The 22,906-nt window shown below is 31.1% G+C and carries 32 protein-coding genes and 1 tRNA gene; 28 read left to right on the top strand and 5 right to left on the bottom strand.

The window, feature by feature from the left end:
• From Q0649_RS11995 to Q0649_RS12005, 3 genes are all read left to right on the top strand, one after another.
• A partial coding sequence (locus Q0649_RS11995) for a DUF6745 domain-containing protein (protein WP_298842085.1) occupies positions 1-1,185 on the top strand: 1,185 nt, incomplete at its 5' end.
• 69 nt (positions 1,186-1,254) lie between these two features.
• Positions 1,255-1,413 carry a hypothetical protein gene (locus Q0649_RS12000; RefSeq protein WP_298842087.1) on the top strand — a complete coding sequence of 53 codons (159 nt, stop codon included), beginning with the start codon at positions 1,255-1,257 and terminating at the stop codon, positions 1,411-1,413.
• Positions 1,414-1,432: 19 nt separating this feature from the next.
• The gene (locus Q0649_RS12005) at positions 1,433-1,675 is read left to right on the top strand and encodes a hypothetical protein (RefSeq protein WP_298842089.1); all 243 of its coding nucleotides are present in this window, start codon (positions 1,433-1,435) and stop codon (positions 1,673-1,675) included.
• 121 nt (positions 1,676-1,796) lie between these two features.
• On the opposite strand, the gene Q0649_RS12010 is transcribed toward Q0649_RS12005, so the two are convergent.
• A complete protein-coding gene (locus Q0649_RS12010) occupies positions 1,797-2,006 on the bottom strand; it encodes a hypothetical protein (RefSeq protein WP_298842092.1) in 210 nt (69 codons plus the stop codon).
• Positions 2,007-2,166: 160 nt separating this feature from the next.
• On the opposite strand from Q0649_RS12010, the gene Q0649_RS12015 reads away from it, so the two are divergent.
• From Q0649_RS12015 to Q0649_RS12135, 25 genes are all read left to right on the top strand, one after another.
• Positions 2,167-2,862 carry a hypothetical protein gene (locus Q0649_RS12015; protein ID WP_298842094.1) on the top strand — a complete coding sequence of 232 codons (696 nt, stop codon included), beginning with the start codon at positions 2,167-2,169 and terminating at the stop codon, positions 2,860-2,862.
• A 3-nt stretch (positions 2,863-2,865) separates the two neighbouring features.
• Positions 2,866-4,431: a DEAD/DEAH box helicase gene (locus Q0649_RS12020; RefSeq protein WP_298842097.1), complete on the top strand. Its 1,566-nt coding sequence runs from the start codon at positions 2,866-2,868 to the stop codon at positions 4,429-4,431.
• A 173-nt stretch (positions 4,432-4,604) separates the two neighbouring features.
• A complete protein-coding gene (locus Q0649_RS12025; RefSeq protein WP_298842099.1) occupies positions 4,605-5,027 on the top strand; it encodes a hypothetical protein in 423 nt (140 codons plus the stop codon).
• Positions 5,024-5,251, top strand: a complete 228-nt coding sequence (locus Q0649_RS12030; protein ID WP_298842102.1) for a hypothetical protein — start codon at positions 5,024-5,026, stop codon at positions 5,249-5,251. The genes Q0649_RS12025 and Q0649_RS12030 overlap by 4 nt, the downstream gene beginning before the upstream one ends.
• A gap of 2 nt (positions 5,252-5,253) precedes the next feature.
• Positions 5,254-5,616 (top strand): hypothetical protein, encoded by a 363-nt coding sequence (locus Q0649_RS12035; RefSeq protein ID WP_298842105.1) that lies wholly within the window; start codon positions 5,254-5,256, stop codon positions 5,614-5,616.
• An 18-nt stretch (positions 5,617-5,634) separates the two neighbouring features.
• Complete coding sequence (locus tag Q0649_RS12040; RefSeq protein ID WP_298842108.1) at positions 5,635-6,012, top strand: hypothetical protein; 378 nt, start codon at positions 5,635-5,637, stop codon at positions 6,010-6,012.
• Entirely contained in the window at positions 6,013-7,377 is a 1,365-nt protein-coding gene (locus Q0649_RS12045) for a DnaB-like helicase C-terminal domain-containing protein (protein WP_298842111.1), read from the top strand.
• The gene (locus tag Q0649_RS12050; RefSeq protein ID WP_298842114.1) at positions 7,367-7,768 is read left to right on the top strand and encodes a hypothetical protein; all 402 of its coding nucleotides are present in this window, start codon (positions 7,367-7,369) and stop codon (positions 7,766-7,768) included. The genes Q0649_RS12045 and Q0649_RS12050 overlap by 11 nt, the downstream gene beginning before the upstream one ends.
• Before the next feature lie 74 nt (positions 7,769-7,842).
• Entirely contained in the window at positions 7,843-8,706 is an 864-nt protein-coding gene (locus tag Q0649_RS12055; protein WP_298842117.1) for a hypothetical protein, read from the top strand.
• A gap of 2 nt (positions 8,707-8,708) precedes the next feature.
• Positions 8,709-8,975, top strand: a complete 267-nt coding sequence (locus Q0649_RS12060; RefSeq protein WP_298842120.1) for a hypothetical protein — start codon at positions 8,709-8,711, stop codon at positions 8,973-8,975.
• Complete coding sequence (locus Q0649_RS12065; RefSeq protein ID WP_298842123.1) at positions 8,956-9,228, top strand: hypothetical protein; 273 nt, start codon at positions 8,956-8,958, stop codon at positions 9,226-9,228. Before Q0649_RS12060 ends, Q0649_RS12065 begins: the two co-directional genes overlap by 20 nt.
• 67 nt (positions 9,229-9,295) lie before the next feature.
• Positions 9,296-10,054 carry a hypothetical protein gene (locus Q0649_RS12070; protein ID WP_298842126.1) on the top strand — a complete coding sequence of 253 codons (759 nt, stop codon included), beginning with the start codon at positions 9,296-9,298 and terminating at the stop codon, positions 10,052-10,054.
• A 21-nt stretch (positions 10,055-10,075) separates the two neighbouring features.
• Positions 10,076-10,158: transfer RNA gene (locus Q0649_RS12075), tRNA-OTHER, on the top strand.
• A 13-nt stretch (positions 10,159-10,171) separates the two neighbouring features.
• Positions 10,172-10,636: a hypothetical protein gene (locus Q0649_RS12080; RefSeq protein WP_298842129.1), complete on the top strand. Its 465-nt coding sequence runs from the start codon at positions 10,172-10,174 to the stop codon at positions 10,634-10,636.
• A gap of 4 nt (positions 10,637-10,640) precedes the next feature.
• Positions 10,641-10,877, top strand: a complete 237-nt coding sequence (locus Q0649_RS12085) for a hypothetical protein (protein ID WP_298842132.1) — start codon at positions 10,641-10,643, stop codon at positions 10,875-10,877.
• 4 nt (positions 10,878-10,881) lie between these two features.
• Positions 10,882-11,355, top strand: a complete 474-nt coding sequence (locus tag Q0649_RS12090) for a hypothetical protein (RefSeq protein ID WP_298842135.1) — start codon at positions 10,882-10,884, stop codon at positions 11,353-11,355.
• Between the two features lie 2 nt (positions 11,356-11,357).
• Positions 11,358-11,624 carry a hypothetical protein gene (locus Q0649_RS12095; RefSeq protein ID WP_298842137.1) on the top strand — a complete coding sequence of 89 codons (267 nt, stop codon included), beginning with the start codon at positions 11,358-11,360 and terminating at the stop codon, positions 11,622-11,624.
• The gene (locus Q0649_RS12100) at positions 11,605-11,919 is read left to right on the top strand and encodes a hypothetical protein (RefSeq protein WP_298842140.1); all 315 of its coding nucleotides are present in this window, start codon (positions 11,605-11,607) and stop codon (positions 11,917-11,919) included. The genes Q0649_RS12095 and Q0649_RS12100 overlap by 20 nt, the downstream gene beginning before the upstream one ends.
• A complete protein-coding gene (locus Q0649_RS12105) occupies positions 11,919-12,080 on the top strand; it encodes a hypothetical protein (RefSeq protein ID WP_298842143.1) in 162 nt (53 codons plus the stop codon). Before Q0649_RS12100 ends, Q0649_RS12105 begins: the two co-directional genes overlap by 1 nt.
• Positions 12,067-12,723: a recombination protein NinG gene (locus tag Q0649_RS12110; protein WP_298842146.1), complete on the top strand. Its 657-nt coding sequence runs from the start codon at positions 12,067-12,069 to the stop codon at positions 12,721-12,723. Before Q0649_RS12105 ends, Q0649_RS12110 begins: the two co-directional genes overlap by 14 nt.
• A 230-nt stretch (positions 12,724-12,953) precedes the next feature.
• The gene (locus Q0649_RS12115; RefSeq protein ID WP_298842149.1) at positions 12,954-13,214 is read left to right on the top strand and encodes a hypothetical protein; all 261 of its coding nucleotides are present in this window, start codon (positions 12,954-12,956) and stop codon (positions 13,212-13,214) included.
• Positions 13,215-13,273: 59 nt separating this feature from the next.
• Entirely contained in the window at positions 13,274-13,507 is a 234-nt protein-coding gene (locus Q0649_RS12120; RefSeq protein ID WP_298842152.1) for a hypothetical protein, read from the top strand.
• 89 nt (positions 13,508-13,596) lie between these two features.
• A complete protein-coding gene (locus tag Q0649_RS12125; protein WP_298842154.1) occupies positions 13,597-14,130 on the top strand; it encodes a hypothetical protein in 534 nt (177 codons plus the stop codon).
• 3 nt (positions 14,131-14,133) lie between these two features.
• A complete protein-coding gene (locus Q0649_RS12130) occupies positions 14,134-14,529 on the top strand; it encodes a hypothetical protein (protein ID WP_298842157.1) in 396 nt (131 codons plus the stop codon).
• A gap of 25 nt (positions 14,530-14,554) precedes the next feature.
• The gene (locus tag Q0649_RS12135; RefSeq protein ID WP_298842160.1) at positions 14,555-14,983 is read left to right on the top strand and encodes a hypothetical protein; all 429 of its coding nucleotides are present in this window, start codon (positions 14,555-14,557) and stop codon (positions 14,981-14,983) included.
• Positions 14,984-15,120: 137 nt separating this feature from the next.
• Here Q0649_RS12135 and Q0649_RS12140 read toward each other — a convergent pair whose 3' ends face one another.
• From Q0649_RS12140 to Q0649_RS12155, 4 genes are all read right to left on the bottom strand, one after another.
• Positions 15,121-15,753: a hypothetical protein gene (locus Q0649_RS12140; protein WP_298842163.1), complete on the bottom strand. Its 633-nt coding sequence runs from the start codon at positions 15,751-15,753 to the stop codon at positions 15,121-15,123.
• On the bottom strand, positions 15,753-16,178 hold the full coding sequence (locus tag Q0649_RS12145; protein WP_298842166.1) for a hypothetical protein: 426 nt from the start codon (positions 16,176-16,178) through the stop codon (positions 15,753-15,755). Before Q0649_RS12145 ends, Q0649_RS12140 begins: the two co-directional genes overlap by 1 nt.
• A 1-nt stretch (position 16,179) precedes the next feature.
• Entirely contained in the window at positions 16,180-16,848 is a 669-nt protein-coding gene (locus tag Q0649_RS12150) for a hypothetical protein (protein WP_298842169.1), read from the bottom strand.
• A gap of 31 nt (positions 16,849-16,879) precedes the next feature.
• Positions 16,880-22,906: hypothetical protein (locus Q0649_RS12155; protein WP_298842172.1), on the bottom strand; the 6,027-nt coding region annotated here is incomplete at its 5' end.

A 22,906-nucleotide genomic window follows, 5' to 3' on the forward strand; every position in this document is an offset into this window, starting at 1 on the left:
CAGGTTAGATCACAGGTTGAGTCACAGGTTTTGTCACAGGTTAGATCACAGGTTAAGTCACAGGTTTGGTCACAGGTTGAGTCACAGGTTGAGTCACAGGTTTGGTCACAGGTTTGGTCACAGGTTGGGTCACAGGTTAAGTCACAGGTTTGGTCACAGGTTAGATCACAGGTTGGGTCACAGGTTGGGTCACAGGTTTGGTCACAGGTTTGGTCACAGGTTGGGTCACAGGTTGGGTCACAGGTTAGATCACAGGTTTGGTCACAGGTTGAGTCACAGGTTGAGTCACAGGTTAGATCACAGGTTAAGTCACAGGTTTGGTCACAGGTTGAGTCAGAAAAAAAATTAACTTTTGAATCATTTTGTTCATACGGATCAATTTCAGATTATGGATGGGTTTCTTTTTATGATTTTTTTACTCAAATAGGAGTAATTAATAATGAAGGATTTAATAAATTTAAAGAAATTATTTCATCAGGGATTTATGATATGATTCAATTAGATGGGTTTTGTATAGTTTCTGAACTACCTAAAGAATTAAAAAGAAACGAACTAAACGATTTACATAGTTTAGATAGTCCAGCTATTACTTTTAAAGATGGATATTGCCAATATTTTATAAATGGACGCGCTATATCAGAAACTTATTTTAATTCTATTTCAAATAAAACTTTTACTATAGAAGATTTTATTAATGAATCAAATGAAGAATATAAATCTACTTGTATCGCATTTATGCAAGAGAAACATGGAGAAGAATATATTATTAATTTCTTTAGACAAAACTTAAAAGAAGTAGATACGTATGTAGATAAAAAAGATGCAAAATTATTAATTGGTACAACTGGCGGAATGAATGTAGGTGTTTATACTTTATTTAAAGGGGAAATTAACGATGAAGATATTGCTTATGTACGCTGTTTTTGTCCCTCTACAGATAGAATGTTTTTCTTAGGGGTAGATAGTATTCATAATAATGCTAAAGATGCAATAGCAAGCCTATATCGCATTCCTAGTAAGCTTAAAGCTCATATTAAAAGCATTAGCAGACAGGGCGAAAGGTTCAGTACTATTCTAACAGAAAAAGGTAAAGAGATTTTAAAATCAATGTCGGAAGCGGAAATATCTGATAATTCTACTCTCAATGGTTCGGATTACTTCAGTAAAATAAAACATGAATATTAAAAAATAATTGTAACCTTTACATAAATTAAACGTATAACTATTTAATTAACCAATTAAAACTTATAAATTATGATAATTAATAAAGTTAAATATGTCGTAAGTAATATTAGTAAAGAAGATTATGAATCAGAAATAAGAAGCCAATTAATTTACCAATTAGAACCAAAAACTATTATAATTGATGGAATTGAGTATATTCAAGAAGCATTATTAATTAATAAATTTTAAACCTAAAAAAATAAATAACATGACAACAACAATTGAAAGACAAAATGTAGCGCCTTCCTCAGTAGAGGGACATTTCATTAAAGGAGCAAAGAAAGTAGTTAATTTGGATAAAATTAATGAAACATTTTTAGTAGAAGCAACGGAAACTACTATTTTAGAAACAAAGAATCATACTTCTTTAGAGATTAAAGAAGACTGTTTGATTACTTGCCAAGTAGTTTATAATCCTTTTGAAAAGATGTATTCTAAATCAAAAGATTAATTAAAATAAATACTACCAGATAATTATATAAACAAATATTAATTAAGAACAACTGGTAGTGTTTTCATTCTATTTTCGTCTAACTGGCAGGACGGCTCACTTTGACTGAGCAAATTATGGTTCAAATCCATGAAATAGAACTTGGTAATTGACATGCCAAAAAGGTTGAAGGGTAATTCCTACCGTAAATGTAATAGGTTGGTACTGGTACATTCGGGTAACCACCAACAGCACTTGTCATTACCATTAAATTAAAAACCGTTTGACGACTCGGCGGAGGAAGAAGAAAGACTATAATACCTAGGTAAGTTATAGTAATAGAGTCGTACATGTTTAAAATATCAATAGGTGGTTAGGAACTATTTGGAAACTTATGGAGGATATGCCTAAATAAATGCAACTGTTACAGCCTATTGATTTTTTAACTCAATTTTGAATTATTATGTAACCTTTTTAATAATTAATCGTATAACCTTATAAATTAATAAACAATGAAGAAATATAAATTAATCAAAGAGTATCCTGGCAGTCAAAAAATAGGATACGAATCTACAATTGGTTATGAAAATTATCCTGAATTTTGGGAAGAAGTAAAAGAAGAACCTAATTACCTTATTACTGCCTTTAGAAGTAAATTAACTGGACTTGAACTCGTTATTAACAATGGTGGCGGATATAGTTCATCCAATATTCATATAAGTTCTCTTATTAAAGATAAAGATATAGAAATATACTCCGTTAAGAACTCTAAAGGAGAAGGATTCCTTGTATCTGAAACAGTTAAGTTTAGCCGTGTAACATTACCTATAATTAAATTTGAAATACTTTTTGATTGCATGTATGTTATTTTATCAAATGGAAATAGATATGAATTAGAATCTATATCTAAAGTTAAAACTGCAATTTTTGTTTCGGCGGACGGCAAAGAGTTCTATGACATAAACGAAGATTATAATCTATTCTCCGTATATCCTAAAGAAACATGGATGGAAAAAAGATATACTCTTAACGAAGCTATTTGTAAAGAAACATGGCTACACTTCCATACTAAAGAAGCAAGACAAGAATACATAGATAATAACAAGCCTAAATATAGTTTGGCGGATATTGAAAAAGCATTTACGGCTCCACACTATTCTCATCTTTATATAGGATTCAAAGTAAACTTAAAATCATTAGGTAAATAATATATGGGACACGCATTAAGGCCATATCAAGAGCAAGCGCTCTGTAATATAGAAGATGACTTAAAGAATGGATCAGATAAGCTATTATTGGTATTAGCAACAGGTCTTGGTAAAACAAAAGTAGCAGTTGATTTAGCCGAAAGATTAAAAGCTAAAAGAGTTTTGTTTATTGCTGATACTGAGGAGCTAATAGAGCAATCCGCACTTGCTTTTATTGAAAATAAGTTCGATGAAGAAATGGCTAGTCACGTAGAAGGAATAGGGTTTATTAATTGGGTAAATGGAGCTAAATGTCACTTTGAAAATCATTCTAATACATTTAGGATGGGAGTTATTAAAGCTGATGTATTTAAAATTGATGCAGAGGTTATCGTAGCCAGCGCACAGACTTTATATAGAAGGCTTGACAAAATACCTGAAGATTATTTTGATCTTATAATCGTAGACGAATGCCATAAATACATGAGTCGTACGTATATCCAACCGCTAAATTTTTTCAAACCTAAATTAATGGTAGGATTATCAGCCACTCCGTATCGCATGGATGGTTTATCCCTAGGAAATTTATTTGATAAAATTACATTTGAGTATAACATAGGAGATGGTATTAAAAACAATTACTTGTGTCAATTAGACGGCATTAGAATAAAGACAGATGTTTCTTTAGATAATGTAAAAACTACCGCTGGTGAGCTTAATAGTAAGGATTTGTCTACAGAAGTAAACATACCTAAAAGAAATAGATTAGTAGTTGAAAGTTATATCAAGCATGCTACTGGAAAACAAGGGATATTCTTTTGCGTGGACGTACAACATAGCGTTGATTTAGCAGAAATGTTTAATGGATATGGTATTAGTTGTAAGCCTGTTGTTGGAGATGAGAAAGTAACGCCCGAAAGAAAAAGAACTATTACTGAGTTTAAACAAGGTAAAATACAAGTATTAACTAATGTGATGGTACTTACTACTGGTTTTAATTATCCAGAAATAGGTTGTATAGGTAATGTAGCGCCCACTAAGTCATTAGTAAAGTTTGTTCAGTCAGTAGGTAGAGGAACAAGATTAAAATCCAAAGAATATGTTGATAAGTTTGGTCAGATATGTACAATATTGGACTTCGTTGATTCTACATCAAGACATAAACTTATAAACTGCTGGGAATTAGACAGAGTCCTTAACTTAGAAGATAGAGTGTTTACTACAGAAGCTAAGAAACAATTAATATTAGAAGAAAGACAAAGAAGGGTAGCTCATGTAGAAAACTTACATAAGAAAGATGAGAAAATAGTTCTTATTGAATTACCTCCAGCTAAACAATTTGCTTGGAAGAAAATGCAAGAACCTGCAACGGCTCCTCAATTAAAATGGATTTCAGATTTAGGCTATGATATAAATTCTATTCAATATACTAAACAACAATGTGCGGATATAATAGGCATGGAAGTTTGTAGTAAGAGAGAAAAAGATTATTTGGAATCTAAAGGATATGATGCTAAATTCGCAACAAAGTCTCAATATTCAACGGTTTTCTATGAATTAGAAATGAAGAAAAAATATAGTAAAAGATAATGGCTAAGAAGAAAGTATATCCTAAATGTGACATCTGCAAAAAAAGAAGTAATAGAAGGTCGCTTACGTTTAGTTTTTGGTCCTCCGCCGACATACGGAGAGATTAAAGGATTAAAACAATGCTACCATTGTTTAGGAGGATTAACTAATATAAAAATGATAAACAAACAAATATGAGAACATCTAATAAGTTTGATAGCGAAAATAATGAAATTTTTGAAGGCGATAAGGTTATACATTCATGGGGATGGTTCACATGGAACGGCGAACATAAAATCAGATATAGAATACATACTATTACAGTTAATGATGCTTATTTAATGGGTGATGGGCAAATGCACGATGATGGCGGTGGTATTATCTTTTGTTTAGGTAAATCATATAATTTTTGGGAAGGAAAAACGGTTACAAAATTAACGACAGAAGAAGTTGAGAAAATTGGAATGAAAGATGATGTAGATTTCTTTTTTGATGATAATAAAATTGCTGTAAAATTTACAGACCAACATTTTATGGGAATATCTAATGAAGAATGGGATTTAGAGATGAAAAGAAGAAATGATTTTGAGTATAAAATGTTTTTTGGAGAGCAATGAAAGCAGAAATAATAGTTATTAAAGACGGAAAAGATTATAAAATATCAGATACGGCTCTCATTCAAGACTACCAAAGACTAAAATACATACCAACGCTAGATAAATTACTTGATTGGAGGTTGTTTCTTATGCAGGATGATAAATATAGCGAAATAGAGATGCAACACATTAAAAAAGAAATATTAGCAGTAGATTACTTATTAAACTTAAAACAAAACAAATAAACATGGCAAAGAAAACACCACCAACAGGAACGATTAAAGAAAAAGAAACACCTAAAGATTTAATTATCGAAGGAAACATGGATTTCACAATAACCATCAGCAAAGAAGGTTACTTGTTAGAAACTAAAAATAGTGTAGATAATGATGTTGCATCAATGCTTCACGCAAGGGGAGTAATTGAAATGATTAAAAAAGATAGCGAGATGACAAAGAAAATGCCTGTTTATAAATCATTAACTCCAGAATACAAGAAACAGTTTAATGATAGATACAATAAGCTAATTCACGCTTCCTATATTTTAGGGACTATTTCTGGAGAGCTTTTAATGAAAGCTATGTATGCAAGTGATAAAGAAGTAAAATAACTCAAAACTGAATTATAAATGGTAAAGTTGGAAGTAACACAATTAGATGATATATTCATCTATAATTTTACAGATGCTGATGGAACTTCTAAGTCTATAAAGTTTAAGAAGGAAACACATGATGCAATAGAAGCTTACTACAAGAAGCTAAAGAGGGAGAAAAAGAAACCAGCAAAGGCGCCGACACTTCAGGAAGTTAAAGACTATTTCAAACAAGAAGGCTATCAAGAAGATACTGCTATTAGATTCCACAAGTACTATGAAGCCTTAGACTGGTTCGATGCAAACTCTAAGCCCGTATTAAGATGGAAAGGAAAAGCAATTTCGAGCTGGTTTAAGCCTGAGGCGAAACTTAAAGTAGAAGTTAAAAACACATCCTCATTTTTTCAAAAATAAATGGAATTAAAAGAAAAAGAACGCAGTATATTAAACTTATACGCAGACAACGCAGACTTATTTGTAGGATGCGAACACTTAGTGTTTAACGAGCTATGGCACACAGATTTTAATCGTAAGAAGTATCAGATAATAGCCTTTAATCATAATAATGGTAAAAAGTCTGATACTTACCTAATAGCTAATCAGCTAAAGAAAGCAGGTTTTAATTCTAAAGTTATTAGCGAGGAAACGGCGGACGCTAACTACAAAATAGCTAAAAATGTATCTGAATACGTTAAAGATATTTTTGATGAGTATTCTAAACGATTATTAATACCCAAGCTTCAATATATGCACTCAGAACTTACGTCTGAGGTAGCTGATATTAATGGGTGTCTGGAAGGATTAAAGTCTATTATAGGAGATATAGAGGCTATTAAGAATAATTTAAGTGTAGAAAGAAAAGTAGAGGATATTTTTGATAAAGCTTTTGAGGAATTAATGGAAGCCCAGAATAGTGATAAGAGTATCATAGGTTATTCTACCGGACTTAAAGATTTAGATGAAATATGTTGTGGATTAAAACAAGAAGTTATTGTTGTTGGTAGCCCTCCAGGTTGTGGAAAGTCAAGTTTAATGGTAAATATCATTGACAATGTATCTGTTAAGCAGGGTATGCCAATGTTAGTACATAGTTTAGAGATGCCTGCCACTCAGTTAATGAAAAATATGTGGGCCAATAATCTACAAATAAACTCTTACGGAATTAGAAGCGGGCGTCTATCTGATGATAATTTAGTTAATATTAAAAACTACAAGCAGAAACTTAAAGATAATTTAATCATTGACGATACTCCAGGACTAACTTGGCAATATATAGAAACAAGGGTTAGAAAAATGCGAAAAAATATTCCTGCGGAACAAGTTATTGTAGTGTTGGTAGATTATATTCAAATTATGAGAAATAGTATTGAAGAATCAAGAGGTATAGGTACATCAGAGCAATATGATTTAAGGTGCAATGGATTAATGGAAATTTCAAAAAAGTATAATGTTTGTATGATTGAATTATCTCAAGTTACCAGAGAGGTTGGTAAGAGAGAGAATAAGAAACCTACAATGGGAGATTTGAAAGGTGGCGGAGGAATAGAGGCTAATGCGGTACAAGTTTGGATGTTATATCGTCCTGACTATTTTGAAACAGATCCAGAGGAGAATGGAATAAGTTTAAAAGGACTTTGTGAGATAAATGTAGCTAAGAATAGATACGGAGAAACTAAGAGGCTATATGTGAAGTTTCGTGGAGAGCACTCAGCGTTTGAAGATTTTAAAATAAGCTCCAATGATATTCAAACAGGCAAAGGAGGCAAAGATGTTTTTTAAAACACAAGTAGGATTATCTCTATGCGTTATATGCCTTAAAGAGTTCTATAATCTATACGATAATGAAGGCGTAGGGGTAATTACCAATCATGAATCTGGCGCCTTGTTATATGATTTAATTATGTGGGCAGGAAATGAAGTAGATATTGATAAAGAAACTAAAGCGATTATTTGGAAAGACTGTTGTGATGATTACAAGATAATATATAACAGAACCATTACAGATAAAGAAAAGCATAAGAAGTTAAGAGAGGATTTATATAAAGCAAGATTAATAGAATATTGGTTAAATAAGATGGCGGATGTAGAAAAAAGAGTGTTGCCAGCGGATATTAATATACCTAAACTTAATGCTCACTACCACAAATTTAGGCTATTAAGAGAAGATTAAAAAAAGTTTGAATAAATAATCAAATTAATGTAACCTTTTTAATTATGCTTCGTTAAACTATATAAATTAAGAAAATGGCAAAGAAACAAATCATAACAATAACAGATTTAGTAGTACAGAATCCTACCTTAAAAGCATCTCTATCTAAGTTTGAGAATGTAAAACAACAACTCGACGAGAGAGCTAAACTATGCTTACTTATTAAAGTAACAGATGAATCTTCATTGAACGTGTGCGAAAATAATATGGCTAAGATGAATGATCTAATCAAAGAGGTAGAAAGTGTCCATAAAGAAGTTAAGAAGCCTTACTGGGATAATTGTACTGCTATTGATGCCGCTAAGAACTATGTATTAGATTTTATCATTAATCCTGTTGATTACTTAAAAAGTGAGAAAGTTAATTACATTAATAAAATAGAAGCAGAAGCTAAAAGAAAAGCTGATTTAGAGATGAAATTTTTATCTTTTAAAGATACAATCAAAATGTGTTTAGAAAATGTAGATACAATTAAATCTTGTGAAGACTATATAGATAAATTAAATAGACCTGTAAATCCTGAATATTGGCAAGAATTAATGCTTCAAGCAATATCATTACACGATAATTATATTATTCTATTCGCTTTAAAGAAACAAGAGTTAATGGCTATTGAAACTGCATCTCCAGATGAAATAGAAGCCATTAAACAAGTTGCAGAAGAAGCTAAAGCTAATATTCAAGATGTTGTTGTGGAATCTACTCCTATTGTAGAGATTAAGAAAGTCCGCAGAACTTGGAAATTTGAAGTTAGCAACCTGGCGGATGTGCCAAGAGAGTTCTTAATGGTAGATTATTCTAAAATTAAAGAATGGATGAAAGAAAGAGAGAGCCGTTTAGTAGATGGAGAAGTAGTAAAAGGTATTAAATTCTTTAAAGAAATAACAACAACAGTTTAATTATGGAAAATATATGCAAAAATTGTAAGTTTTGGGACATTACAGAGCAGTACCCTATAAAACAACATCAAGTTGGAGAGTGCAAAAAAGTTAAGATGTTTTGGGATAATACAGAGTGGTTTGATAATGAAGACGGAGAATACACTAGAAGATTATCAGAAGATGTTAAGAACGATAAAGCATTTGTTCAAGATGGTTCAGATTATATAGCAAAACTATTAACTCTTGGAAATTTTGGATGTAATCAATTTGAAGATGATAAACGTTAAACTATTAAGAAAGATACAAGAGAAGCATCCTGAGTACTCTATTCATCAATTAAGGAGTGTTATAAACTATCATTGGGAGATATTTAATCGTAAACTAAGTAAGGCTCAAACAGTAGATTTAACTATTAATAATATAGGGACTATACACACTCATAGGAATGTAATAAACATAGCTAAAGCAAATTCATTGCAGGCTTTGCGCAAAAAAGATAAAATAAAATTAAGGTACTCAGATAAAAATTTGTTATTTTAATCAAATAACGTAACTTTACATCAAATAACACGTATAAAAGTAATATTAACCATAAAAACAAAAACAGATGTCAAGAAGTAATCCAACAGAAAATGCCGTAAATCCTGCATCCAAATTTATCGAATGGTCAGGTTCGGAAGGAAAGTTTAAATATTTCGATAAAACTAAAGGAGAAAAAGGGGAAAACGTGTTCTTAGAACTTCCTTTTTATTTTTTACCATTAGATCAATTATCTACCTGTAAAGGATATGATGAGAAAGCAGGATTAGGATTCTATTCTAATGAAATTCGTAATACAAAGAACGATATGCTTACCATTAGAACAAAGAATGGAGTAGTTATGACTGGATTATATGAACAATGTAAAGAGAAATTAGCATCTCGCGGATTAGATTACGTACAATCAGTTTATGTAGCTATCAAAGAAGGTAAAGATTATGTATTAGCCAACTTACAATTAAAAGGTTCTGCACTTGGCCCTTACATTGAATTTTGTAAAGGTAAAAAGATGAGCGAGATTGGCGTGGCTGTTAAAAAATCTAATCCAATGAAGAAAGGAGCAACTAAGTATTTTGAGCCAGTGTATGAGGTTTTAAAAGTATCAGAAGAGGCTAATACGGTAGCTGTTGAATTAGATAGAGAATTACAAGAGTATTTAACTCCATATTTGACTAAAAATTCATCTGCGGTAGCTACTGATAAGGTTGATGAAAATCAAGATAATGGATTGAATAAGGCTTCTCAAAAATCAACCGCTAAAATGGAAGAGAAAGAATCCTCTCCTATTTTTACGGGAGATGATGACAACGATATGCCGGCATTCTAACATTTAATCTATAAAACGGAATACGCATTAGCTCAGTTGGTAGAGTCAAGGATAGTGATAAAGATCATCCAGAAAGGTCACGGGTTCGAGTCCCGTATGCGTATCAAAATAAATACTATGAATATCGAAGTAAAACATTTCGGCAGGGTTCTACAAAACGGAAACATATCTTTCTATAATAATGAGATGTGGCAGGAACAACGTCAATCATTAGCAGGAAAAGAGTTTGAGTTAATACTTAGAGAAAAACATAAACGCCCTACCGTATCTCAATTTTCTTACTATTGGGGAGGTATATTAGGAACTTGTTTAACTTGTGAATGCTTTAGTCACTATACTACTAAAGAAGAGCTACATAAGGAAGTATTTGCTCCGATGTATCTTTCTTACCAAGTAAGGGTAATAGTAGGTAAAAAGAAGTGGGATAAAGTAATGGTAAAAAGCTTATCTGAGCTGAATAAAAAAGAAACATCCGATTTTATAGAGAATGTTATTAACTTTTGCTCAGAACAAGGAGTAGTTATATTACCAAGTGAACAATATATAGAAAAGTATTACAGAGAAATAACTGTTAAAGAATAATAATATGAAAGAAATAAAAACATACGATGACTTAAAAGAATTTGCTGAAAATTTATTGATAAAATGTGATAATATACCGCCTAATTTAGTTTTAGAAATAAAATTATCACGTGAAGATTATTGCCAATTAATGACTGGAATATCATATATTCAATATAATCAGTATGGAATTATCGCAAGTTCAGATTCGTTTACATTAAAATATACTCAATTAACTTTTAAAATAACAGTTAAAGAATAAACTAATGGAAAAAGAAAAATATTATACGCCGAGCATTCAAGAATTTTGCGTTGGATTAACAGTTAATTATACCGATAAAGATTCTAAAATAGAATATACCGATTACACTATAGTTGAACAAGATTTTTTTCAAATATACGGAGACCCTTTTGACGAACTTTACACTTTTATTAAAGTTATTTATGAAGGAAATCCTAAATTGAAATACCTTGATAGTAATGATATAAAAAGTTTAGGATTTAATAATGTATTAGGAGATACTAAATTTACTATTGATTATGTTGATTCAAGTTCTCATAAAATAAAGGTAAATCTACTTTATCAGCCATCAAACAATCATTTATTGTTATCTCGCGGATATTATAAGCAAGGAATTATAGAAGAAACAGATGAGATATATTTTAAAACAATGTTCTTTGGAACTATTAAAAATAAATTAGAGTTATCAAAATTATTAAAACAATTAAACATAAAATAAACATGACGCCAAAAGAAGCAATGACTCAAGAAGTAAAATCAAAAGATGGTAGAAACATTATTGTTTCAATAGAAACGTTTAAAAATCCAATAGGAAATGTACCAAACTCTGGAGAATTTCACACGCTATTAACATTAACGGATAAGAAAACTAAAGTAATGATTGGAAGAATGCCATTCCCAAAAGCTACTAAAGAGGTTTTAGAAAAGCAAATGGAAATAACTATTAACAATATAGACCAATACTTAGATGTCATTAGTAAAGGATAGTAAAGTACTCAAAAAGCTTCTCCACGATAGACTCAAAGAGTTATATCCAAGTAATGCGGAGTCTGGATTTAAGAACTCATCTGTTATTAAAGATGCTAAAGAAAGAGGCTTTAAAATAGATGCAGGGCAAATATCAAGATACTTTAATGGAAAGGCAGACCAACAGAATAAGTTAAGTGAAAATCAAGTTATATGGTTAGCTGTTAGATATGGCATTCACTTTGAATTACGGATTGATAAACCTAAGTTCAACGAAGCAGAAGCATTAAATAAACTTAAATTAATATTTGGATAATGAAAATAAAAATAAAAACAAGTGAAATTAATTTTGATTCAGATTTACTTAATATACAAAATGAAGGTTATGGCGGAGAAAACTTAATAAAGTTTATTAAGGATTTAATAGATAACATAACTACAAACTCATTAAAGTTAAAAAGTAATGCCGAAGTGTAAATCCTGCGGAGTTAAATTTACTCCTAAAAGATTTCTTCAGAAGCATTGTATGTTAAATGAGGAATGTACAAGTGCTGAGATTAAAATGGTACTTGATAACAACCGCCGATTAGCAGAGAAGAAAAAAGCAGATGAATGGAAAGAAGAAAAAAAAGTAATGGTGGAGAAGTTGAAAAACATGGGAGATTATGAAAAAGACTTACAAACCGAAATAAATATCTTATCTCGCTTAATAGATACAGGATGCCAATGCATTAGTTGTGGAACTCCAGGCAAACCTCAAGCAGGACATTATCATTCTCGCGGAAAAAACACTACTCTTAGATTCAATCTTAATAATCTCCATATCCAATGTTATAGATGTAACGTCCAACTTTCTGCTAATATAATCGGTTATAATAAAGGACTTATATCTCTTTATGGTAAAGAGTATCAGGAGTATGTAGAGTACAAGATGCCATTAGAATTTCCGTTGGTTAAATGGACTAAAAATGACCTTATTTTATGGAAAGCTCAAGTAGTAGCTTATAAAAAAGAAGTAGCTAAATTAGAGTTTCCTTTATGCGTGGAAGATAGACTTTACTGGAGAGGATATTACAATGAGAAGATAGGTATCTATAAAAATAATTCAAATCTGAGTTAAAAACGTAACTTTTTAAATTAATCTTCATACAAGTACTTAAATCAAAACAAAATAATTATGAATATACTATTTATTACATTATCAATAATATCAATTTATACAAGTCAAATGGGGATATGCGCATTCATAAATATAAAACACGCGGTTCCTTTTCCATCAACTTTTTTAAGATTTATGGTACTAACATTTTTACCATATATATTGTTTTGTTTAATTTTAAATAAAAAACCATGAAAAAGCCTGTAATAGAAGTACCTGAAGAAGATAAGGAGCCTGCGGGTGAACCTTATCTATCTGAACATACAATTAAATCTTATCCTCCACACACCATTACTTACTTAGAAGAATACAGACAAGAAGATATTAAACAAGTCCGCGAATGGAAAAACAGAGTAATAAAAATAAGAGATTCTTATCAAGGAACTTCACTTTTTATTACTTGGGATTTAGAAGCAAGGAGAGTAATTGAGTTTTTAAATAAATTCAATTAATAAATTTTGATTAATAGAACAAATAGTTTAATTTTATAACCACAAAACAAAACAGACAAATGAAAAACAGACATGAATTGGCTGAAGAGGCTTCATTAATTTTCCTAAAAGGAACGGAAGATAAGTTAATTACCCTAAAAGACAGAATAAAAAGGCTTTTAGGAGATGAAACTTGGAAACAAAATTTAACTTATAATAATGAATTAGCTATAGAAGCGGGATATGTATATGCCGATAAATTTATTGAAATTCAAGGACAAAAAATAAAAACAGAAAATGAGCAAAACAAGTAGAGTAACTGTCAAAATTAACTGCCTAAAGGCGTGGATGACAGAAAACAAAATCCCTAAAGTAAAACTAACCTTAACACAGCCAACAACCTATGGAAAACATTAATCAAGAAGTAATTGAATTATTAAAAAACTCACCAGTACCTAAAGGATTTGAGAAAAACAACATAGGTATTATACCATTAGGTAAATCAGTATTATTGAAAAGAATAAAAAAAGGAGAAGAGAAGTTGTCTAGTGGGATAATTATAGCAGTAGGTAATTTAACCGCTGATTATGTAGCTAGAGTTGTTGCGATTGGGCCTGGAGTTGATAATGGATTAAAGGTAGGGTTAAAGGTTATTTATAATGAAATGGCTAATATGGAGTCTTATATTAACGGAGAAACTTACATTAAGATACATCAAGATTCTTGTTATTATGTTCTATTAGATGAGCAAATAAATGTAAAAGTTGCTCCTAAGTCTTTAGAGCAAATTAGAGTAGAAGAGAAAATAAAAAAACAAGACGCTACTTTAAAGCGTGTAGAGGCTAAACAGAAGAACGATGAAGATGCTTATACCGAGAAGTTAAAATCAAGGAAAAAGACAACTTTCGCAGTTACTAAATCTTCTAAAAAGAAATAGAATATGCAGAGAGTTACCGCTGAAGAATTAGCTTTATCACTAAATTGTCATAATTTAGAAGAAGGGTTTACTAAATACGTTATTAACTTAGCCAGGAATAGTAATCTAGTCATTGTTTCTGCAATAGGAGATGATACAATAGTCTTCAGCGGTGCTTTAAAAGATGAATTTGATTTGCTTCACGGCGGACAAATATTTTTAGATAAAGAAGACAATGAATGTATATCTTATACTCGTCAAAATGTAGATAAAACTCGCAAGAAGATAGAAGTATTATGGGACAAACATAGTTATTGTAAATGGAAGTTTATTACACTTATAAAGCATTCTACATATAATTTAAACAGGGGCGGTAAAGGATTTTGTAAAGGATTTATATTTAGCTTAGATAGTATTTAAAAGATTAATTTAATAAATAAAAAAAATGGAAAATAATAAAGAAAAAGTATTTCTTGATACATTATTAGAGAAAATAAATGAAATGGCGCATAATCAAAATATGTTTCCTGCAAATCATGATTATGCTTCTAAGGGTAAATTAGAGATTGAAAAATTAGAAGGAATGGAAGGCGATAAAGACGATATACAATTTGTTATAAAATATAAAAATGGCACTTTTGAAAGAAATATTTTCAATCCAATAACTACTATTAAAAATGATTTAAGTGAAGAATATCTTGAAGCTATTTACGCACAACTATCAGCATATTTGATCTATTTATCTATGTATAATATAGGATCTGTTAAAGATGAATGTCCAACAATATCTGATTTAATAATAAATGGTGAAAACTGGAAAGAAAAAGTATTATATTTAAAAGAAAAAGGAATATTCGTGAATTACAGAAATTAAAAAAAATTGCCCCTCGCGCAGGGATCGTAACAATAGAAGGCTTATTGGTTTTGTTTTTTCATCATTATTTTCCCAATAGCATACTAACTATCCGAATCGTAAGTCGGTAATTAACCCTCCTTAAACAAGAGGGTTTTTTATTGGAGTAAACCATTAAGAACTTCGTAAAGTTTAGGTAAATCTGAATCTTTCCAACAGTTATAAACTACAGAATCGGCAGTACCACACACTCCGTTAATTGCTGGAGATGAAGATGCGAATATTTCAGTTAATACATCTATGGGAGAAACTTGAAATGAGATAGATAATATAGTTGTTGTACATGGAGTATTAATTGTCCAAAATCCAATAACAGAAGGGTTAAATATATTAGAACCAGTTTCACTTCCTTGATGGTATTTAAATGATAATCCTGAGTTGTTTAATAAATTCAATAAGATTGTTTGAGTTCCTTGATTAGCAGGTAATTTATATGAGCTTACAGCTAACCCATTCAAGTATAAATGAAAAACATATCCTACAAGAGAAGTAGCTGTTGAATTAAGTAATGTAGATTTAAAAGTAACTGGAGTAATAGTTACATTTGTTTTTTCAGAGAAATCATAACAGTCTAATCTATTGATTAATTTAGAAGCTAAATATAGCTTACGCGCACAACATTCGCCTATATCTTCACCGTAAGACATCTTTTTAGATATTAAATCTAATGACTTAACATAAGAACACTTCGCGTTTAAAAGTGTTATTCTGTGGTTTTCTTTAAGGTCCATTAGTTATATACTCTTATTTCTATAGGTGTATTAAGTAAAAAAGAATTTGTTAATACAGAAGTATCTGTCCTGTAAGTTTGGAATATTATATTAGTCCCATTCCATGAACCTGAATCAAACATTACTGCGCCAGATTTGGCTGTATTTTTAATCTCTAGTGGGCCAAACAAAACAAATGTTTTATTATTAGGAAATAATCCTCCTGGAGACGTTATAGTGTATACGCCTACCGAGTTATATGAAAATGTAGGAATTTCGCCTAAAGTATTCATTAATATACTTACTGTTGGAGCCGAAGTTCCAATTTGAGAAATAAAAGCAGCATATACTCTATATCCTAAAGCTGATACAGAACTTGAATCACCTTTTTCTCCTTTTGTTGTTGTAGATATATTACATCCACATTTACCTTTACATTTACACATATTAACAGTCTTTACATTTATTATCACATATTTCTTTAGCCTTAGTTATAAAACTATTAGCTTTATCATCCATTCCTACATTCATAGCGTAATTTGAGCCATTAAGGAATATTTCTTGTTTAATTATATCTAATATGGCTTTATCTGAACACGAACAACCCATATCTAAGTCTAAATAATTTTTACTAGTACAACATTCTACGGTACAGGTAGATATAAATCCATCAGAAGTAGTATAGCTAAACGATGTGCCTCCGCTTAATCCACTAATAGTATAATCCCATTTATATAATCCATCTACTACGGTAGGTATTTTAACCGCATAATCTAATGCTATATTCAAATTTACTAAAGGAAATACTAAGGAAACTAATTTAGAATAAATATTATGCACCACTAAGTTTAAATCAGTTAAAGTACATGCAGTAATAACTCCATTAACTACAGTAAAATTAAATAAGATAGGAGTAGTCATTTGAGGATAATATACGTTTAATGCAGCAGAAGTAACATCATTTAAAGCTATTCCTCCAGTTAATCCGTAACCGTTTATATTATAATCATCCACGCATACAGATACTAAAAATCCTGTAGTATCAGAGAAGTTTAATTCTGTACAGCCGTTTTCTACACAAACATCTCCAGATAAATTTATTCTTACAAGTGCCATTTAATTTAATTTTATAGTGTAAATGTATAAATTATTCTATTAAGTTTTCAGCAAAGGTTATAGCTTTATTAGCTGGGATAATTCTTTTAGTTTTTTGCCAAGCATCTTCCTCAAATCCAACAAGTGCAGAAAAAGCATTAATAAAGTCTTTAATCTTACCTAAAACAGCCGCAGGATTAGAAACCATATATTTATCTTGCTCTAAATCAAATATAAATAACACTTGACTTAATGCGCTATCCCAATTTAAACCTCCTTTTTTCTTTTCATCATCATCATCTCCATCGTGCTTAAGAGCTAATAAAGCTCCTATTGTAGCCATTCCTTTTAAATTAGTAACAAAAGCAGGGTTAGTTATAGCTTTTTTAATATCACCTTTCTTTAAATCAGCATACATTTCTTTAACTCCTACTCTTAACATCTTAGTATAAGAACCTTCTTTCTCTACTCCATAAGCATTAATATACTTTGCAGAGAATCTTTCTTTAAACCAATCTGGAATCCAAACTTTAAATTGAAATAAAGCTTTACCAAATTCTCCACGCATAATATTACGACGATCCTCATCAGGATATTTACCCTGGATGTCAGTAACTCTGTTTTTAATTTGAGTCATTTTAGATTTTAAAGCATCCTCATCTACTCCTTTTTTTACAGTTAATACATTGTTACCATACTTGTCTTTAGTAAATTCAAAGCTATCAAACTCTTCTTGACTAAGTAATCCTAATCCTAAAGAACCTTGTATTTGATATTCGCCTACTTGAGTTCCAAATGTAGCTAACTTAGCAAATATACCATTAGCTTTAATTACAGGATGCGAGTCAAAGTCTTGATTAACTAAATTGTATTTTTTAATAATACCCAAGGCATAATCATTAACAACACCTACTTGTTTTCTACTTCCTTTACCTCCAAATAGTCTAGCATTACCTCTAGCTAATATCTCTGCATTTTCTGCTCTCCAGTTGTTATAATTACCCATAAATACGTTAATTAAATTGGCTGGCACGTTAAACCACATAGTTGTACTCGCTACTAGCTTTCTTAAAGATTTAACCGCCGCATCAATAACAGGATCATTTACATGTGGTTCTTTAAATATATGTAAAGCTTTCCAATCATTAATCCACTTAGATACATTCTTTTTAGGAATATATCCTTCTTCCATATAACCATTCTTATTAAGATACTCTACTGCTTCCACTAACGGCATAATTTTACTAATATGCTTAACATGAGCTGACTCATCTATAAATTGATTCATAGCTTTATAAAAGTCTTTTGAGTACCCTCTATCTTTAGCTCTTGGTTTGTCGAACTTACTTACTAATTGTCCTTTCTCGTTTAATGAATACTCAGCATTTCCTTTTAATTCTAAAGGATTATCTTTTTCATCTATGTTTTGACCTTTCTTTAATTGGTATCTGGCTTTAATATTAGCTACAAGTAAATCAAATAAGGCTTTTGCCATACTTTGAATACTTTTTTTGTCGGCGCCAGCTATAATTTCTTTTTCTATTTCAGAATAAGACATTACTTTACCATTGTGTATAATTCTAACTCTACCTAAATTAGTTGCTCCTCCGCCTAAATAATAACTAAACGCAGGAATTAAACCTTCAGATTTGTAAGCCTCTCTAAAGTTCTTATCCACTCTAATGGCGCCCATCTTAACATTCTCAAAATCATTTTCAGACATAGACTCTCTATACCCCGCAACTGTTTCTCTATGGAAGTCTAAGTAGTCAATTTTAGCCTTAGATAAGCCTTTAGCCTTTGCTTCATCTATAGTTAAGTAATTACCGTCTTCATTAACCATCCACTCAAAATACTTACTTGAGTCTGAACTAAATCTATTGACTTCTTTTCCCGTAATACCTAATCTTTTATTCTCTTCTTGGATTACTTTTAATCCTAGTTTTTTGTGAGTATCTTTTAACGAATTAGCTTCACTTAATTTTTCAATAATAGCTTTACCGTATGCTAAACTTACCGCTTGCATATCAGCATTCTTTTCAGAGAAGTGAGAATGGTGCAATATCTTACCCTGTAATGGACTAATATCACTTGTCTTAGCTAAAGCTTCAATTACTCCCTCTTTACCTTTAGAAATCTCCTGTTGTTTAACAGTAACTTTATGTCCAAGTCTTTGATAAGCTCTTTCTTTTACTGATTTAGCAGCTTTATCATTAAACGAAAATAACTTAGTAATTAAATCATTTAATTCTTCATAAGTATAAGAATCTAAGTCTTTATCCTTTAATATTTCTTGTACTGCACTGAAATCTTTTTTATATTTTTTATATTCTAAATATTTTTTTGCTTTAATGGCAAATTGCTTACTAGCTTCTTTTAAATCTAATGTAGCTTTTTCATGCTCTTCTAAAGTGCCATTTACTAAAGCGTCTTGCTCTGCGCTTTCAGCTTCTTTATACTCAACACTAGCCTCTTGATATTTATCAAATTCTTTCTGAGCATTAAAACCTTCTTCCGAAGCATATTGTTCTAGGCTAAGTGGGCGTGGGCCAATAGGATTCTTCTTTTTAATTCCTTTACTAAGCTGTTCTTTGCCAGTCTCAGTACCTTTTAATCCTTTAGTTCCAACGCCACTTATTATTTGTTTTGCAAGGCTTTTAGCTATGTTCTTTTCTATGCCTAATTTACGTTTAAACCAATCGAATATATAGTCTAAGTATTGTTTAAACTTACTCTTATCATTTACGTTATCAAATATGTCTGCGCCTTCTCTACCGATTGCCTCAGCTAATACTTCTTTGTCTAATTCTTTCTCGCTTAATTCAGGATAACTCAATTTAGTTTCTTTGTATAACGGAGTGTTTCTAAGTTGTTTAATAGCCGCCTGTATTACTTTATTATCATAACCCATAGCATCAATTAAAACGTGTCCTGCTTCGTGAATAGGAGTGTCTAATCCTGCGTAATTAGGATTTAAGTAAATGTTTTTTCCATCTGCGGATACCTTACCTGCAACTGTAGATTGACTTTTATCAAACTTATCAGCATTAACCTCTACATTAATTCCTTTAAATGCTTTTGTAATAGCCTCTACTACTTTAGTAATATCGCCTTTACGTTGTGATACTTTTTGAAATGGTTCGTTTTCTGATTCATTAGTAATAATATCAGTTCCTTCTTCCCATTTATCTTTCTCTGCAAGCGTTGTTAATTCTTCGTCAGTTTTGCCTTCTAAATAATCAATAGCTATATCTAATTTATAACCTAACTCTTCATTTAATTTATCATAAGCCTCTATAACAACTTGCTCTGCTTCACTTGGAGCTAATCTTTCTTTTTCCCCTATTGCTTTGACTCCTCCAATTTTGATTGGCTCTTTATGTGGTTTATTGTTTTTTCCATCAGCTTCTTTAACACTTCCGTCGGTAAGTTTCTCTCCGTTATTGGCACTTTCTTGTTTTCCATTTTCTTTTGGTTTTACTTCTTGTTTATTAATAATATCTAATGCTTTCTCAGGCTTCATGTTATCAATATTAGCCTTACTAAACCCTAAATCGTGTAATTGTTGTCTTACCGCCTTTGTAATAGTTAAAGGAACGGATGCTTTTTGTTCTTTTACCTTAACCTTACCTTCATCTACTATCTTCTCTGTAGCTATTTTAGCTTTTTCTGTAGGAGTTTTAGGTATAATAGGAACTATTGGAGTGTTTCTTAAACGCTCAACTTCTTCCGGTAGTAATGGATCCTCATGTTGTGATTTAATGTCTTCTAATTCTCCTTTTATTTGGTTATAGGAATATAATGGATTACGGCGTTTATCTTCTGCATTTTTAGCTCCAGTATGTGTTTCTTTAACATAAGCTAAAAACTTACCACTACTTTTTTGATATATCTTAATTACTCTTTTTCTTACTATTTTACCATTAACTTCTTCTGGAGCTAATTCAACCACCTTAACACCTACAGGCTCATTAGCTATATCACCTTTAAGCCTTTCTGTATGTAAATGTCCGCTTAATCCGCTTTTATCTATAATTCTAGAAGATGCTATTTTTAATATTTTACCATCTTCAAGTTTAACTCTAATGGTTCTGTTTTTCTTTCCGTTATATTCGTATTGATGTAAATATAATTGCCCATTAACTTCGTGATTAGGTTGTTCCCATATCTCTTTTCTAGCTAATTTATGTATAAGCCTATCATCTGTTTTTGAATGATTAAATTCTTCAGCAGGCACTTCTTTGTAAGTTCTTTTATCTGTAATATAAGCTTTTTCAGGCTTTTTTTCGACCTTTGGTTCTATTGGGAAATCTTCATTTGGAGATGAAGCATCTTTCTGTTTCAACTTTGAGTTACTTTTCTCTTTTTCTTTAATAAATTCAGCTCTTTTAGTTCCAATATAATCAATTAAATCAGGAGTAGTTTGATTAGCGTTATCCATTTGATTTAAAACAGCATCAAGTTCTCTTTCACTAACAGAACTATCAATTAAATCTTGCCATCTACCTTCCGTGGCTAGCTTATGTTTTTCTTTTAAAGGAGATTCTTTTTCTTTTTCTTTAATAAATTCAGCTCTTTTAGTTCCAATATAATCAATTAAATCAGGAGTAGTTTGATTAGCGTTATCCATTTGATTTAAAACAGCATCAAGTTCTCTTTCACTAACAGAACTATCAATTAAATCTTGCCATCTACCTTCCGTGGCTAGCTTATGTTTTTCTTTTAAAGGAGATTCTTTTTCTTTTTCTTTAATAATTCTTTCTTCTTCTTTTTTAGGAACTATAGGCTCCCCTTTTATTTCTCCGTTACGGATTATATCATTTAATTCTGATTGTAATTCTTTTGCTTGTTTTTGCTTACTCTCAACTTTACTTCTCGATATAGGGTCTAATTTAGATATTTCATTTTCATTAGTTGGTATCTCAGTTTTAAGCCCTTGTATCTGAAATGATAATTCAAATGCTTTTTTCTCATCCACAGAGCTTAAATTAACACCTTTAGTTTCTTCGTGGTATTTCTGATAAGAATCTATTTTAAACACAGCCTGGTCATGTTCTTCTGGCGTAATATCTCCATTCTTAACGCTTGATGCTAAGTCTGCTTTTAATGCAGATACAGCTTCTCCGCCTTCTTTAACTCTATCATAAGCATTAATAGATTGTCCTTCATGTTTATTCTTTAAAATTTGGCTACCAATTGCCATAGGCGCACCGCTAGCTAGTCCTGTAGAAAAACTGTTCAAATAACTACCAAAAGATTTAGCGTCAAGTGCATCTGTTCCAAATTTAGCTTTGTCTTCGTCAGACATCTTATCCCATAATTGCTCTCCTGCTTTCTGAGTAAAGTCTTGAGCAGCTTCTTGACCACCTTCTTGAAAAGCGTCTTTTACAACTTCTTTAACTCCATTCTTAGCTAATTTACCATATCCGATAGATGTTTCTTTTACTAATTTTTTAAATGCTGCTGGCGTTATCAAACCAGTTGTGGCATCTTTTTCTATTGAGCTTATTGCTGTTTTAAATAATGCTCTCTTTTCGTTTTGGAAAAACTGAGACATAATTTTAGAATCAATACCATACTTAACGTCAAATGCCGCCATAACAGAACCAATAACGGTAGATAATCCTGCCGCATCTCTTGGGTTTAATCCAGCTTCTCTACTCGTATCATATACATCTCCAACTTGAGTAGCCCATGAGCCTGTAAATATAGCTGCTTTTTGGGCAACCTTACTTAAATCTAATGCCGTATCTACTCCTTTTAATCCTTGCATAAGCCACTTACCTCCTTTTATAAGGGTAGTAACTCCTTTAGTAGCTCCTATAAAAGGAACTATTGATTCGGCTGCCATATTAAAGCTTCCCCACAATGCTTTAGGACTTAAATCAAATCTATCTTTATCTAATAAATCAGAGAATTTAGTAATGCCTTCTGTATTAAATATTGGAGCATCTAAATCTTTATCTTTCTCAAACTTTAAAGCTTCGGCATGATTTGATAAATAATTCAAATATTCACTTTCTTCTCCTGTAGCTAACGCCGTTCCTATTTGAGTTACATCTACTACTCCTTGAGCAGC

The sequence above is a fragment of the uncultured Clostridium sp. genome (assembly GCF_937920395.1).
In the GTDB taxonomy this organism is placed as follows: Bacteria; Bacillota; Clostridia; order Clostridiales; family Clostridiaceae; genus Clostridium_AD.

Bases quoted from the DNA above. Each gene is read 5' to 3' on its own strand.
- Q0649_RS12085 (WP_298842132.1), top strand. From the start codon at position 10,641: ATGAAAGAAATAAAAACATACGATGACTTAAAAGAATTTGCTGAAAAT.
- Q0649_RS12095 (WP_298842137.1), top strand. From the start codon at position 11,358: ATGACGCCAAAAGAAGCAATGACTCAAGAAGTAAAATCAAAAGATGGT.
- Q0649_RS12015 (WP_298842094.1), top strand. From the start codon at position 2,167: ATGAAGAAATATAAATTAATCAAAGAGTATCCTGGCAGTCAAAAAATA.
- Q0649_RS12005 (WP_298842089.1), top strand. From the start codon at position 1,433: ATGACAACAACAATTGAAAGACAAAATGTAGCGCCTTCCTCAGTAGAG.
- Q0649_RS12140 (WP_298842163.1), bottom strand. From the start codon at position 15,753: ATGGACCTTAAAGAAAACCACAGAATAACACTTTTAAACGCGAAGTGT.
- Q0649_RS12105 (WP_298842143.1), top strand. From the start codon at position 11,919: ATGAAAATAAAAATAAAAACAAGTGAAATTAATTTTGATTCAGATTTA.
- Q0649_RS12125 (WP_298842154.1), top strand. From the start codon at position 13,597: ATGGAAAACATTAATCAAGAAGTAATTGAATTATTAAAAAACTCACCA.
- Q0649_RS12115 (WP_298842149.1), top strand. From the start codon at position 12,954: ATGAAAAAGCCTGTAATAGAAGTACCTGAAGAAGATAAGGAGCCTGCG.
- Q0649_RS12050 (WP_298842114.1), top strand. From the start codon at position 7,367: ATGTTTTTTAAAACACAAGTAGGATTATCTCTATGCGTTATATGCCTT.
- Q0649_RS12000 (WP_298842087.1), top strand. From the start codon at position 1,255: ATGATAATTAATAAAGTTAAATATGTCGTAAGTAATATTAGTAAAGAA.
- Q0649_RS12025 (WP_298842099.1), top strand. From the start codon at position 4,605: ATGAGAACATCTAATAAGTTTGATAGCGAAAATAATGAAATTTTTGAA.
- Q0649_RS12040 (WP_298842108.1), top strand. From the start codon at position 5,635: ATGGTAAAGTTGGAAGTAACACAATTAGATGATATATTCATCTATAAT.
- Q0649_RS12060 (WP_298842120.1), top strand. From the start codon at position 8,709: ATGGAAAATATATGCAAAAATTGTAAGTTTTGGGACATTACAGAGCAG.
- Q0649_RS12055 (WP_298842117.1), top strand. From the start codon at position 7,843: ATGGCAAAGAAACAAATCATAACAATAACAGATTTAGTAGTACAGAAT.
- Q0649_RS12090 (WP_298842135.1), top strand. From the start codon at position 10,882: ATGGAAAAAGAAAAATATTATACGCCGAGCATTCAAGAATTTTGCGTT.
- Q0649_RS12130 (WP_298842157.1), top strand. From the start codon at position 14,134: ATGCAGAGAGTTACCGCTGAAGAATTAGCTTTATCACTAAATTGTCAT.
- Q0649_RS12120 (WP_298842152.1), top strand. From the start codon at position 13,274: ATGAAAAACAGACATGAATTGGCTGAAGAGGCTTCATTAATTTTCCTA.
- Q0649_RS12030 (WP_298842102.1), top strand. From the start codon at position 5,024: ATGAAAGCAGAAATAATAGTTATTAAAGACGGAAAAGATTATAAAATA.
- Q0649_RS12035 (WP_298842105.1), top strand. From the start codon at position 5,254: ATGGCAAAGAAAACACCACCAACAGGAACGATTAAAGAAAAAGAAACA.
- Q0649_RS12070 (WP_298842126.1), top strand. From the start codon at position 9,296: ATGTCAAGAAGTAATCCAACAGAAAATGCCGTAAATCCTGCATCCAAA.
- Q0649_RS12080 (WP_298842129.1), top strand. From the start codon at position 10,172: ATGAATATCGAAGTAAAACATTTCGGCAGGGTTCTACAAAACGGAAAC.
- Q0649_RS12110 (WP_298842146.1), top strand. From the start codon at position 12,067: ATGCCGAAGTGTAAATCCTGCGGAGTTAAATTTACTCCTAAAAGATTT.
- Q0649_RS12010 (WP_298842092.1), bottom strand. From the start codon at position 2,006: ATGTACGACTCTATTACTATAACTTACCTAGGTATTATAGTCTTTCTT.
- Q0649_RS12100 (WP_298842140.1), top strand. From the start codon at position 11,605: ATGTCATTAGTAAAGGATAGTAAAGTACTCAAAAAGCTTCTCCACGAT.
- Q0649_RS12145 (WP_298842166.1), bottom strand. From the start codon at position 16,178: ATGTGTAAATGTAAAGGTAAATGTGGATGTAATATATCTACAACAACA.
- Q0649_RS12045 (WP_298842111.1), top strand. From the start codon at position 6,013: ATGGAATTAAAAGAAAAAGAACGCAGTATATTAAACTTATACGCAGAC.
- Q0649_RS12020 (WP_298842097.1), top strand. From the start codon at position 2,866: ATGGGACACGCATTAAGGCCATATCAAGAGCAAGCGCTCTGTAATATA.
- Q0649_RS12135 (WP_298842160.1), top strand. From the start codon at position 14,555: ATGGAAAATAATAAAGAAAAAGTATTTCTTGATACATTATTAGAGAAA.
- Q0649_RS12150 (WP_298842169.1), bottom strand. From the start codon at position 16,848: ATGGCACTTGTAAGAATAAATTTATCTGGAGATGTTTGTGTAGAAAAC.